The organism is Salinimonas iocasae (assembly GCF_006228385.1).
Lineage (GTDB): Bacteria > Pseudomonadota > Gammaproteobacteria > Enterobacterales > Alteromonadaceae > Alteromonas > Alteromonas iocasae.
This window is the reverse complement of record NZ_CP039852.1, coordinates 464887-477772: the sequence shown is the minus strand read 5'-3', so window position 1 is coordinate 477772 and position 12886 is coordinate 464887. Positions and strand designations below refer to the sequence as shown.

14 protein-coding genes are annotated in these 12886 nt (G+C 48.6%); 9 read left to right on the top strand and 5 right to left on the bottom strand.

Translation table 11 applies throughout. The features are described 5' to 3' along the window. The first annotated feature begins 93 nt into the window (after positions 1-93). Positions 94-276 (top strand): helix-turn-helix domain-containing protein, encoded by a 183-nt coding sequence (locus FBQ74_RS02035; protein ID WP_139755088.1) that lies wholly within the window; start codon positions 94-96, stop codon positions 274-276. A gap of 132 nt (positions 277-408) precedes the next feature. Here the strand turns inward: FBQ74_RS02035 and pepB are convergent, their stop codons facing one another. Continuing rightward, complete coding sequence (gene pepB / locus FBQ74_RS02030) at positions 409-1692, bottom strand: aminopeptidase PepB (RefSeq protein WP_139755087.1); 1284 nt, start codon at positions 1690-1692, stop codon at positions 409-411. Positions 1693-1745: 53 nt separating this feature from the next. Between pepB and sfsA the strand changes: the two genes are divergently transcribed. The 7 genes from sfsA to panC all read left to right on the top strand — a co-directional run bounded on the left by sfsA (position 1746) and on the right by panC (position 7726). Beyond that, positions 1746-2447, top strand: a complete 702-nt coding sequence (gene sfsA / locus FBQ74_RS02025; protein WP_139755086.1) for a DNA/RNA nuclease SfsA — start codon at positions 1746-1748, stop codon at positions 2445-2447. 218 nt (positions 2448-2665) lie between these two features. Beyond that, the gene (gene dksA / locus FBQ74_RS02020; RefSeq protein ID WP_139755085.1) at positions 2666-3115 is read left to right on the top strand and encodes an RNA polymerase-binding protein DksA; all 450 of its coding nucleotides are present in this window, start codon (positions 2666-2668) and stop codon (positions 3113-3115) included. A gap of 93 nt (positions 3116-3208) precedes the next feature. Beyond that, on the top strand, positions 3209-4141 hold the full coding sequence (gene gluQRS / locus FBQ74_RS02015; protein ID WP_139755084.1) for a tRNA glutamyl-Q(34) synthetase GluQRS: 933 nt from the start codon (positions 3209-3211) through the stop codon (positions 4139-4141). Positions 4142-4240: 99 nt separating this feature from the next. Further along, positions 4241-5536, top strand: coding sequence for a polynucleotide adenylyltransferase PcnB (gene pcnB / locus FBQ74_RS02010; RefSeq protein WP_139757854.1), 1296 nt, complete (start codon positions 4241-4243; stop codon positions 5534-5536). Continuing rightward, positions 5529-6032, top strand: a complete 504-nt coding sequence (folK, locus tag FBQ74_RS02005) for a 2-amino-4-hydroxy-6-hydroxymethyldihydropteridine diphosphokinase (protein WP_139755083.1) — start codon at positions 5529-5531, stop codon at positions 6030-6032. The genes pcnB and folK overlap by 8 nt, the downstream gene beginning before the upstream one ends. Before the next feature lie 47 nt (positions 6033-6079). Beyond that, a complete protein-coding gene (panB, locus tag FBQ74_RS02000) occupies positions 6080-6874 on the top strand; it encodes a 3-methyl-2-oxobutanoate hydroxymethyltransferase (protein WP_139755082.1) in 795 nt (264 codons plus the stop codon). 3 nt (positions 6875-6877) lie between these two features. Further along, entirely contained in the window at positions 6878-7726 is an 849-nt protein-coding gene (panC, locus tag FBQ74_RS01995) for a pantoate--beta-alanine ligase (protein WP_139755081.1), read from the top strand. 7 nt (positions 7727-7733) lie between these two features. On the opposite strand, the gene panP is transcribed toward panC, so the two are convergent. Further along, positions 7734-9374: a pyridoxal-dependent aspartate 1-decarboxylase PanP gene (panP, locus tag FBQ74_RS01990; protein ID WP_139757853.1), complete on the bottom strand. Its 1641-nt coding sequence runs from the start codon at positions 9372-9374 to the stop codon at positions 7734-7736. A 309-nt stretch (positions 9375-9683) separates the two neighbouring features. Between panP and FBQ74_RS01985 the strand changes: the two genes are divergently transcribed. Continuing rightward, complete coding sequence (locus FBQ74_RS01985; protein ID WP_139755080.1) at positions 9684-10403, top strand: EAL domain-containing protein; 720 nt, start codon at positions 9684-9686, stop codon at positions 10401-10403. On the opposite strand, the gene trmB is transcribed toward FBQ74_RS01985, so the two are convergent. The 3 genes from trmB to FBQ74_RS01970 are packed head-to-tail and all read right to left on the bottom strand — an operon-like array spanning position 10400 to position 12778. After that, on the bottom strand, positions 10400-11077 hold the full coding sequence (trmB, locus tag FBQ74_RS01980) for a tRNA (guanine(46)-N(7))-methyltransferase TrmB (protein ID WP_139755079.1): 678 nt from the start codon (positions 11075-11077) through the stop codon (positions 10400-10402). The two genes, FBQ74_RS01985 and trmB, sit on opposite strands and share 4 nt — an antisense overlap. Further along, on the bottom strand, positions 11077-11850 hold the full coding sequence (locus FBQ74_RS01975; RefSeq protein ID WP_139755078.1) for an ABC transporter permease: 774 nt from the start codon (positions 11848-11850) through the stop codon (positions 11077-11079). Before FBQ74_RS01975 ends, trmB begins: the two co-directional genes overlap by 1 nt. Further along, the gene (locus tag FBQ74_RS01970) at positions 11843-12778 is read right to left on the bottom strand and encodes an ABC transporter ATP-binding protein (protein ID WP_139755077.1); all 936 of its coding nucleotides are present in this window, start codon (positions 12776-12778) and stop codon (positions 11843-11845) included. Before FBQ74_RS01970 ends, FBQ74_RS01975 begins: the two co-directional genes overlap by 8 nt. Positions 12779-12886 lie beyond the last annotated feature (108 nt).

Below are 12886 nucleotides of genomic sequence, written 5' to 3'. Positions count from 1 at the left end.
TTCCGGGCAATTTCTTAAAAAACGGCTAATTAATCTAGCAAATTGTCTCATTTACGCTTAACTTTTACTATCTCTAATAAAAGGGTATTACCAATGTCGTTAATGAATGTAGAAGAGGTCGCAGCGTTTTTAGGGGTGCAGGAAAGTCGTGTGGAACGGTTGGAGCGCGAAAGCTTACTCACAGCTAAAGATAAGGACGAGCAGGGCCGGCCGCTGTTTGAGAGAAGCCAGGTAGAAAGTTACAAATCTTTGGCTGAACGCCTCGGCGGATTGTAGAGATTATCTGATTGATTACGCACTGCTGTATCAATAACAAAAACGAGATCACACAGCTACAGATACAAAAAAGGCGCTGATGCGCCTTTTTCTTTATTATGTACAGAACCCTGATTTAAGGGCTTTGCCTGCTTAAAAATCGGCCAGCATGCGTGCGATACTTCTGATTCCCTTCGCCGTAGCGCCCACTGGCATCTGTGCTGAAGCACTACCATGATAAGCTGCCGCCAGGTCCAGATGCACCCATCCTTTGCCCTGCGGATTTACAAAACGGGAAAGAAACCCGGCTGCATTAGATGCACCGCCGGCGCCGCCACCTTTTTGTGATGTACTGTTTGCTGTACTGGCAAAAGAGGACGGGCAGCGTGACTTGTGGAACGGCTCAAGAGGTAGTGGCCAGAAACGCTCGTTTTCAGCTTTAGCGCTGGCCAGCATTTTGTCGCGAGCATCGTCATCCATACTGAATACAGCGTGATAATCTTTACCCATCGCAACCATTGCCGCACCAGTAAGTGTGGCCGCATCAATGATTAGCGGTGCGCCGGTTTCTTCTGCGCGAATCAGGCCGTCAGCCAGGACAAGACGTCCTTCAGCATCCGTATTAACAATTTCTACCGTCTCACCATTTTTGTAGGTCAGCACGTCACCCAGTTTGTATGCATGCCCGCTTATCAGGTTTTCTGCACAGCAAAGCAGTAGTTTCACACGCTTTTGCAGACCCTGCATAATACCAAGGCCTAATGCGCCGGTTACGGTGGCAGCACCACCCATATCGCATTTCATATCCAGCATCCCCTCACTGGATTTGATAGAATAACCACCACTGTCAAAAGTGATACCTTTACCTACCAGCACAGCATCTACCTGCGCATCAGGATTTCCTGTGGGATTGTAATCTACCTCGAGCATAACCGGTGGACGTTCACTGCCGCGTCCGACATTGTAAATACCTGTCCAGCCAGCTTTTTGCAGATCTTCACCCACAATCATATCGACAGAGACTTTGTCGCCACCTAAATCCTTGATCCAATCTGCAGCGCGGGTTGCCAGATTCTCGGGTGATAAATCCTCCGGCGTATCGTTTACCAGCTTACGGGTAAAGCGCATCGCCTGATAATGTTGCTCCAGTCTGGATTTGTCATCATTATCTGCCCAGGTAATCTGACCAGCGTCGCGGGCGCGGGTGTAACTCATTGCAAACGCCCACTGCTGCTCAAAATCCCAGTTACCGGTAAGCGCTACACGCTTGATGTTAAGGGTATCAATTGTTCTGGCCGCCTGGCCGATCGTGGCACTGACATCGCTGGCATCACCGATGTGAATTACTGCACCGTTTTCATGCATGCTTAGCGGCGCTTTGTCGCCCCATTGCTGAGCCGCCGCATCTGTAGAAAGAGATACCTGAAAATCTGTCATCACAATTCCTTTATCGCTTGTTACACTAGAGAAAATGTCTAAACAACAACCTTATGCAGTTCACTACGTCTTTACTTCGCGGAACGCTTATACGTCGTTATAAACGGTTTCTGGCCGATGTTACCTTACCCGATGGCGAAACTATTACCGCTCATTGTCCGAATACCGGCGCAATGACCGGGTGTGCTGAGCCGGGCTTCACCGTCTGGCTAAGCCAGTCGGATAATCCGAAGCGCAAGCTACCGTATACGTGGGAGCTGGCACAGGATTTCAATCAAAACTTCATCGGCATAAATACGCACAATGCCAATAAGCTGGTAGCGGAAGCACTAAATAACAAGTCCCTGGATGCATTTAATCAGGTTGAAGAGGTAAAAAGAGAGGTAACGCCGCCCGGCGCATCGTCCCGTTTCGACTTCGCATTTCAGCGTTCTGGTAAAACAGAGTACATGGAAGTGAAGTCTGTCACATTAAATGAAGACGGAGCCGGTTACTTTCCTGATGCAGTGACGACGCGGGGCAAGCGTCACTGTCTGGAGCTGGCCACACTGGCTGAACGGGGCATTCCCACTACACTGGCTTTCTGTGTACAACACACCGGCATAAAAAGTGTCAGTATTGCATCCCACATTGATCCACAGTACGCAGAAGCCGTAAATGAAGCGCACCGAAAAGGTGTAAAGATTGTGGCGTTCGGGTGCCTGATAAATCAACAAAAAGTGGAGATAAATCAATCACTCCCTGTGATAGTTTGAAAAATAGGTTGATTTTTTCTGTCACGACGCCATATTTGCGCCTTAATTTTAGCTTTCGTATGTCTGTCAGGACATCAATTTCGTGGTGTAGCGTTCTGTGCCGATACACCAAGGCAAAGCTTACTTTGGCATCATACATTGCCCCTTATCGCTTATTTTGCTATAGATAATCGGTTATCCGGGACATTTTGGATGTCGTAGTGTAGGAGATGTGGCACATGCCAACAGGAAAAGAACAGAAATCGTTAGGACTTTTAGCATTAGCCGGGCTGCAGCCGTACCAGCCTAAGCCTGATGAAGAATACATGAATGAGCCGCAAACGGAACATTTTCGTTTGCTGTTGAAAGCATGGCGTGACCAGCTTCGCCAGGAAGTTGACAGAACTGTTACGCACATGAAAGATGAAGCGGCTAATTTTCCTGACCCGGTAGACCGGGCAGCGCAGGAAGAAGAGTTCAGCCTTGAATTACGCACACGTGACCGTGAACGTAAGCTGATCAAAAAGATTGAAAAAACGCTGATGCGTATCGAAGAAGACGATTTCGGTTTCTGCGATCAGTGTGGCATCGAGATTGGTATTCGCCGCCTGGAAGCGCGTCCTACTGCTGATCTGTGTGTTGACTGTAAAACAATGGCAGAAATCAAAGAAAAACAGATGCAGGGATAATCTGCCGACTGTTTTTTCTGCACGTCATGGAACAGCAGCTGTGACTGTTCCGTGTTCGTGCGTTGCATTTTATAAAGTGCATATCAGTAATTTATGACTGCGTTACCCTCTTCGGTTTATACAGGCCGATTCGCCCCCTCCCCTTCTGGTCCAATGCACTTTGGCTCGCTGCTGGCCGCGCTGGCAAGTTTTCTTGATGCCCGATCCAATAATGGTGTGTGGCGTGTTCGTATTGAAGATGTTGATATCCCACGAAGCGTACCTGATGCCGACAAGTGGATCCTCGATTCTTTGCACGCACATGGCCTCAAATGGGATGGTGAGGTCATTTATCAGTCTGCCCGGGCTGAGGCTTATCAGGTAATCATTAACGATTTGTTCGCTACGCATCGGGCTTATTTGTGTACCTGCACCCGAAAAATGATTCGTGATAACGGGGGTGTTTACCCGGGAACCTGTCGTAGCGCCAATTATCGCTTAGACGACGCTGAGCGACCCGCGGCGTCTGTTCGACTGAAAATGGACAATCCGGTAACCGAATTCAATGACAGAGTATTAGGTCGTCAAACTATACCAGCCGGCCATGCCACTGAAGATTTCATCCTTCAGCGCAAAGACGGGCTGTTTGCCTACAATCTGGCAGTAGTGGCAGATGATATTTTCCAACATGTTACCCATGTTGTCCGAGGCAGTGATTTACTTGAAACAACTGCTGCACACTTAAGTCTCTACGCCTTACTTGAAAAGCCTGCCCCCTGTTATGCGCATATTCCGATCGCTGCTACCGAGCCGGGTTACAAGCTTAGTAAACAAAACAAGGCCACCGGACTGGATAGCAGTCGTGCAAGTGAAAACCTGATACAGGCTTTAAAATTTTTGAATATGCCGGTGCCACCTGCCCTGCTCTCTCATAATTGTGATAAAATAATACGCTGGGCAATAGACCACTGGGATTGCGATTTACTTCCTAAAACCCGTGAAGTGATTGTCGATAAAAGCGAATCCACTTATTATAGCCAGAGTTAGCAGTTCGGAGAGTTCATTATTATTACGCGTGTGTTTGATTCCGTAAAACGGGTATTTAAAAAGTCAGACGATACTGAGTCATCCGTGAAAGGGTATGTCATCCCTCGTGGGGAACATGGTATTTCGCGGGAAGATATCTCCGATAATGCCTTAAAAGTATTGTACCGTTTAAACAATGCAGGGTTTGAATCCTATCTGGTTGGTGGTTGCGTCCGCGATTTAATGCTGGGTATTATTCCCAAAGACTTTGATGTGGTAACCAATGCAACCCCTGAGCAAATCAAAGGGTTATTCAAGAACTGCCGGCTGATAGGCCGCCGTTTCCGCCTCGCTCATATCGTTTTTGGCCGCGACATTATTGAAGTGGCAACCTTCCGCGGTCATCACAGTGACACCGACAATCAGAAGCTGGGTAAAGCCAGTGAGCACGGGCAACTGCTCAGAGACAATGTATTTGGCAGCATCGAGGAAGATGCTGAGCGTCGGGATTTCACATTTAATGCGATGTATTACAATGTGGCTGATTTCACAGTAACCGACTTTGCCAATGGTCGCGAGGCAATACAAAAAGGTGAAGTCGCTTTGATCGGTGACCCGGAAGTCCGCTTTCGCGAAGACCCGGTACGGATGCTCAGAGCAGTGCGGTTTGCCGTAAAGCTCAATATGGTAATTGAGGCGCAGACAGCCGCACCGATTAAATCTCTGTCGGGCTTGTTAAATAACATTCCCCCTGCCCGCCTGTTTGAAGAAACACTGAAATTGTTTTTGTCTGGTCAGGGTAAAGACACCTTTTTGAAATTAAGAGAGTATGGCCTCCTAGATGCCTTATTTCCTCAGTTAACACCATTAATTAAAGATGACAGCAGCAAAGAACTTGAGTTTATTTTGCGGGTGCTGGCAAACACTGACGATCGCATCAATAACAATCAACGGGTAACGCCGGCTTTCCTTTACGCCGCGCTGTTATGGTACCCACTTGAAGAACATGCCCAGAAAGTGCAGACCGAGGCCGGACTAAACAACCATGATGCGTTTAATATTGCTGCAGGTGATGTGATTCACCGCCAGACACAACGCATTATGATACCCAAGCGGTTTTCAACGGTTATTCGTGATATCTGGATTCTGCAGCAGCGTCTGCCCCGCCGCTTCGGCCGTCGCGCTTTTCAGATGCTGTCCCATCCGAAATTCCGGGCTGGCTATGATTTTCTGCTAGTACGTGGTCAGGTTGAAGGCGGGGATTTACTTGAACTGGCCGACTGGTGGACGGAGTTTCAGTCCGCTGACAACGGACAGCAAAAACGTATGCTGTCGGCGTTACGTAAAAAAGAAGGTGGCAAAGGCAAACCTCGCCGTCGTAGAGCGCCTAAAGCAAAAGGCAGCAACGATGCATAAAGAGCATTGCTACATAGGCCTTGGCAGTAACCAGGGTGACTCTGATGCGCTGCTTAATTCGGCCATCGAGGCTATCAATGAACTCGATGAGACGCGGGTATTAAAGCCCTCCTCGTTTTACGCAAGCAGCCCCATGGGGCCCCAGGATCAGCCAGATTTTGTCAACGCTGTCGTTCTTGTAGAAACATCGCTGGCACCTTTGACTTTATTGCACGCCTTACAGGACATAGAGAATCAGCACGGGCGTGTTCGTCAGGGTGAACGCTGGGGGCCCCGTACTCTGGATTTGGATATTCTGATATTCGGCAATCAGGAATTACAAAGTGAAGAGCTGACTATTCCGCATTACGGCATGGGCGACAGAGAGTTTGTTCTTGTTCCCCTTTTTGAAATTGCCCCCGGTATGGTTATGCCAGACGGCCAGCCTTTGGCAGCCTGGGTCTCCAGATGTAATCTGGATGGACTACGCCGCCTCAGGACTTCCATTCAGCAATAAAATCCGTATAGTTCGCCTTTCTACTTTCGCAACTGTCAGTTCTCTTTATGAAAAAAGTTACTGTCTCCGGACTGCTCAAAAAGAAGCACGCCGGTGAGAAAATTACTGCACTTACCGCTTATGATGCGAGCTTTGCCAAGCTGTTTGATGATGAACAGATTGATGCGCTTCTTATCGGTGATTCATTGGGAATGGTGTTGCTTGGGCAGGATGACACACTTAATGTTACTGTCGATGACATCGCCTATCATACACAGGCAGTCAGGCGCGGAGTACAACGAGCGTTTGTACTGGCAGACATGCCCTTTATGTCTTACGCCACCCCGGAAAGAGCCTACGATAACGCTGCTTCACTTATGGCAGCAGGCGCCAGTATGGTCAAGCTTGAAGGGGGTGCATGGCTTTGTGATACGATTCGTGGCCTTGTTCAGCGTAGCGTTCCGGTGTGCGGGCACATCGGCCTTACGCCTCAGTCTGTTCATGTGTTTGGTGGCTTCAAGGTACAGGGGCGCCAAAGTGAGCAGGCACAGCAAATTATTGATGACGCGCTGGCACTTGAAAAAGCAGGCATTCAACTACTGGTGTTAGAATGCGTGCCCACATCACTGGCTAAAACCATTACTGACAAATTATCCATACCGGTCATCGGCATTGGCGCTGGTAAGCACACTGACGGGCAAATACTGGTAATGCACGATATGCTGGGGGTCAGTGCCAATTACATGCCTAAATTTTCTAAAAATTATCTGGCGGAAACCGGTGATTTGCGCAAAGCAGTCAATAGCTACATTGATGAAGTGCATAGCGGTGCGTTTCCTTCTGACGACCACAGTTTCGAGTAAATCATGCAAACGGTTGAATCTATAAAAGCATTGCGGACGCTTCGTCGCCAATGGCGGGATCAGGGTAAGCGAGTTGGTTTTGTACCAACCATGGGCAATCTGCACGAAGGCCATCTTGAACTGGTAAAAAAAACGGTAGAAACCTGTGATGTAGTCATTGCCTCAATTTTTGTAAACCCTCTGCAGTTCGGCCAGAATGAAGACCTGGCGACTTACCCGCGTACGCTTGAGGAAGATAAAAAGAAGCTTTCTGCACAGGGTGCTGACCTGCTGTTTTTGCCTACCGTCGAAGAGATGTATCCTCGCGGTCTTGAGCAGCAAACTTTTGTCGAAGTACCGGGTATCTCTTCGATTATTTGCGGTGCCAGCCGCCCGGGGCACTTTCGCGGTGTCGCAACGGTGGTATGCAAACTATTTAATATGGTACAGCCAGATTCTGCATTTTTTGGCGAGAAAGATTATCAGCAGTTGCAGGTTATTCGGCTTATGGCACAAGACCTGTCGATGGATATCGATATTCAGGGTGTGCCGACACAACGAGCGACCGACGGCCTAGCATTAAGTTCGCGAAACGGCTACCTGAATGACGAGCAGCGCAAGTTGGCGCCATTGCTGTATAAGACGATGCAGGACGTTGCAGAAAGCATTCGTCAGGGTGACAAGAATCTGATGCAGTTATCCAAGTCTGCCGTTGAAAAGCTTTCTCAGTGCGGGTTTAAACCTGATTATGTTGAGATACGAAACGGTGAGACGCTACAGGCCGCAGCCAGCGATGATAACCACCTGGTTATCCTGGCAGCTGCTTATCTTGGCACCACGCGCCTGATTGATAACCTGGAAGTTCTTCGCTAACTAGCGATTACACACTGGCTGACGTGTGGGAAACCTGGTCAGCCAGCTTAATAAGCTCTTTCCAGATCCTCATACCTTTCGCAAGTTCGACCTGTTCTGCCAGAATATTCTGTAAATCAGTTTTTGTGGTCAGCGGGTTTGCAAGCACTACCCTGAATACGGTAATAGCCTGCGAATTTGTGTTAGGGCACTCCAAACGTGTCCGCGACACAAACGACTTCCCGGCTTCACGCTGTGCTTTTTGTACACCCACCACCAGGCGATCGACTTTTTGATTCAGGCGCACTTTATCCGCATCACCGGCAACGCTGAGTGCTTTTTGCACCTGCGGCGGACAAACCCGGTAAGTGAGTAGTGACAAAGTGGGAGTCGTTGTCAGCGCGAAGTCTTCATGTGCATCAATCATCGATGCGAAGGACTGCGCCTTTTCAATATTCTGATCAATAATGAGCTCATAGCCACGGCGCCCCAGTATATGAAGCGTTGAGTAAACCATCATCGCCATGCCATTTCTCGAGCCTTCCAGCGTGGTAGCACCCAAATCTTTTGACCCTTCCCGCAAGATGTATTGTGCATGGTGGCGAACAGCATTGGCATCTTCAGGATCTTTGAAAATAGCCATCCCTGCGCCCATAGGGACATACATTTGCTTATGCGCGTCAATGGTCACCGAGTCCGCTTTGGCGATACCGTTTAACTTAGACCGGTTATTCGATGAAAATAAGGTCGCACCGCCCCAGGCAGCGTCCACATGGAACCAGCAGCCTAATTCTTTGGCCACATCCGCAAGCTCATCGAGAGGATCAACATGACCGGTTTCAGTGGTACCTCCAATACCTACAATCGCCAACACTTTATTACCGGCTTCCTGATAACGCCGGCCTTCACGCAAAGCATCTTCAGGGTTTAGCGTTTGTGCAGGACACGGCAGGCTTAGCAGCTGTTCTCTGCCAAGACCTAATGCATCAACCGCCTTTGACAGTGAATAGTGGCCGCGTTTGGAGCAGATAACGCCAAGGTTACCGATATCATAATGTCGGTATGCAGCAGCTAATCCCGCCCGGGCGACACCGGAAAAGCCTGGCTGTGGCCCCAATAGCTTGTTACGTGCGACCCACAGTGCTGTGATGTTAGCAATAGTACCGCCTGAACAAAATGCGCCTAATGCATGACGAGCGCTGTGCAGATATTCTTCGTAAAACGGCTCATCACGGTCATAAATCAGGTTGTGCATCATACCAAGCACCTGACGCTCCAGGGGCGTAAAGGCTTTTGATGTCTCAATTTTAACCAGATTCTGGTTCAGGCCGACCAGAAGTTTAGAAAGCGGAAGATGAAAATAAGGTAGTGCAGAGGTCATATGACCAATGAAAGTAGGCGAGTATGTATTTACCGAGTGTGCCACCAGCTTCTCAAGCAACGATTCTGCATGAGACGAAACAAATTCAGGCGACTCAGGTACAGCAGGCAGAGAAAAGTCCTGCTCGATTTCTTCCAGCGAGGTTTTCTTTGTCACCACATGCTGAGACAGAAAGTCCATGATGTTATCGGACAAGTGCTGCTCAATCTGTGCTAATTTTGAGTCTTTGTGTTCAGGTTTGGTAAAGACCCGAAACAAGTGCTTAAGACTAACCTGTGCTTCACCCACCACTCAACACACCTCTGTTTATCCGAAACCGGACCTGACGGTCAGCTGCATTGTCGGTGCAACTGGCTAACCGCCTTACGCTATTTGTTCTTAATGCTGAAAGTTTAATTATGACTTTCAAAGGAGCCGAACTTTACCCCATATTAGCATTCACGCCAAGCCGTCGCGAAGTGTTCAGCCTTTTATTCTCTTTATTCGTACAATAAGTTATCTTTATTACATAACCGTATTTTCTTGTTACCCACATTGAGAATTGGTTTTATTGTTGGCTTTGCTATAGTGAGTAGATGATAAGAAAGGAAAACGGTCATGCCGATACGCGAAATTACAGATCCTTTTCGGCTCGAAGATATTGTCCCTTATTTTCAACCGATTGTCGATTTGCAGCACGACAGAGTCTGGCGTTATGAATGCCTTGCCCGGTTAGTTACTCCCAGTGAAAAAGTGTACCTGCCCAATGAGTTCCTGTACTTAATTGAGCGGCACAATCATGTTCAGCAGCTTACTGAAACCATGTTTCATCAAAGCGCCCGCTATTTTGCCGATAAGCATGTATGCTGGAATATCAACGTCGACTTATCAGATTTGAAAAACCCATCTCTGCTTAACCTGCTTAAAACGCACTTAAGTGACCCTGCAGCTGCCACTAAAGTCAGTATAGAGGTTAGTGCAAAGACCGCGATGCAGAACATTCCCCTCCTTGCCGAGGTCGTCGGGCGGGTTCAGGAGCTGGGCGTAGGCGTATTTGTAGATAACGTCGGGCGAGTGCCGGGAAACATCAAGAGCTTGCTTGCCATGCCGCTGCGTGGCATCAAACTGGACGGCGGACTTATCAGGCAATACGATACTAACCCGGCGGTGCAGGAATATGTCGATTATGTCTGCGAGCAGGCTGCTGCCCACAAAGTCAGTGTAATTGCAGAGCATGTAGAAGATACAACCACACTGGAAATTGTCGAGCGTCTACCCATTCACTATGCTCAGGGCTTTGTGTTCAGTACACCAAAACCGTCTCTGGATAATATTTAGCTTGCTTCTTCAGACTGGCAGCTAAGCTGCCAGCAAATCTGGCCACTGGCTCGGTACTTACGCTCAAAGGGCGTAAAGTCTTCGCCTTCAGGCACTTGTTGCAAATCTCCTTTAACGCCATAGTGCGCAGCAGCCTGGGCAAATTCAAGCAAATAAATCAGCCAGTTACTTCTGACTTCCACATTTCCTGTCAGCGCCATTAAGTCAGCAAAAGCGGCACTGCCATGCCATCGTTTTTGTACCTGGGAGCTTTTGGGGTAAGGATTTGGATAAAACAGGCAATGGTGGGTAACCCTTATGCTCTGTTGATTCAGCAAACGCCAGAAGTCGATAACATCAGCACGCTGTACGCGATAGTTAGCGGCTTGCTGCTGATAATGCATATGCTTGGCTACCCGCGCCTCTGATTTATCCAGCCCAATCACTTTTGCCTCTGGATTGGCCAGAGCCAGTCTTGCTGTGCTTTCACCCACGCCACAGCAGGAGTCGAGGATGAGTGGCCCCTGCCAGCCATCCAGCCACGTCATCACCTCATCAAACGCCTGCTGCGTATGCGCGCTGACAGGGCGCTTGCTTTGACTATGCTGATAACGTTTAACCAGCTCGTCCAGCTTTTCATGTGGTCCGGTCTGCGCGGAATCAACGCTGCGTGAGTTTCCGGTAATTTTGGTCATCAGCTTCGAATACCCTTGCCGGTTTTAAGCAGATAATACGCTACGCCGAAAAGTAAAATATTAAAGCCCACTAACAGTGACAGCGAGGTGGTTATTCCGACATCTGACACCCCTAAAAAGCCATACCGAAACCCGTTGACCATATAAACCACCGGATTGGCTTTACTAACAATCTGCCAGAATTCAGGTAACAGCGATAGTGAGTAAAACACGCCGCCCAGATAGGTCAGCGGTGTCAGTACAAATGTCGGCACCACGCTGATATCGTCGAAGCTCTTGGCAAAGACCGCATTGATTAAGCCTGCTGTTGAAAACAATACAGAAGTAAGTAAGACAACCGTCACAATAACCAACGGATTGTGAATTTGCACGTCGACAAAAAACAGTGACACCAGCGTTACAATAATACCTATCAGCATTGAGCGGGCGACACCGCCTCCCACGTAGCCGGCAATAATGACGGACGTAGGCACCGGTGCCACAAGCAGCTCCTCAACATTACGTTGAAATTTGGCGCTGAAAAACGACGAGCTCACATTAGAATAGGAATTGGTAATCACCGACATCATGATCAAACCCGGAACGATAAATTCCATGTAGGTAAACCCATCCATACGCCCAATCCGGTCGCCAATCAGGTTACCAAAGATGACAAAGTACAGACTCATGGTAATTGCCGGGGGCACCAGGGTCTGTACCCAGATGCGCAGAAAGCGGGTACATTCTTTTATCCAGATTGTATTAAGCGCTACCCAGTTATTTTGTTTATGCACGTGCTTCCCCCTGCTGCTGTCTGCCCGATTCCACCAGCCTGACGAAAAGCTCTTCCAGTCGGTTGGCTTTGTTTCTCATACTGAGCACCTGAAACCCTTGCTCTGATAATTGTGAGAATACCGGATTAAGACCCTCTTGCTTCTCAACATCTACTTCAAGTGTGTGGTCATCCACTACCCGGAATGCAAAGCCTTTCAGTGAAGGCTGCTGGTCAGACTCGGCCAGATCCAGAATGAACGTTTCTGTACTCAACGTAGATAAAAGTGCACGCATCGTGGTGTTTTCAACGATGACCCCTTTATCAATAATCGCAATATTGCGGCACAGACTCTCAGCCTCTTCCAGATAGTGAGTGGTCAGAATGATGGTGATTCCCTGCTCATTGATTTGTTTTAAAAATGTCCACATGGAGCGGCGGATTTCAATATCCACACCCGCGGTTGGCTCATCCAGAATCAATAGCTTAGGCTCGTGCATCAGTGCACGGGCAATCATCAGGCGTCGCTTCATACCACCTGACAGTTCGCGAGCGCGTGCGTTACGTTTCTCCCACAAGTCCAGCTGCGTCAGGTATTTCTGTGCACGTTCTTTGGCTGTACTGCGCGGTACACCGTAATAGCCGGCCTGATTAAGTACTATCTGCAGAACCGTTTCAAACTGATTAAAGTTAAACTCCTGAGGCACCAGCCCGATACAGGCTTTTGCTGCCTCTTTTTGGGTGTGCAGGTCGTACCCGAATACGCTGACCTGGCCGTCACTGGGATTGACCAGGGAACTGATAATTCCTATGGTTGTCGACTTCCCGGCCCCGTTGGGGCCCAGTAACGCGAAAAAGTCACCGTCGCGAACGGTCAGGTCCAGACCTTTGAGCGCTTTTACGCCGCCTTTATAGGTCTTTTTCAAACCGGATATATCTAATGCATTCATATTACAGCCTGTTGAAAGGGTGTTACTTCGGCTCGATGTCTAACATCTGCCTGCAAGAACAGGTTTTTGCGTGACACTAATATACAGAATCGTAAACAGATGTGTTTG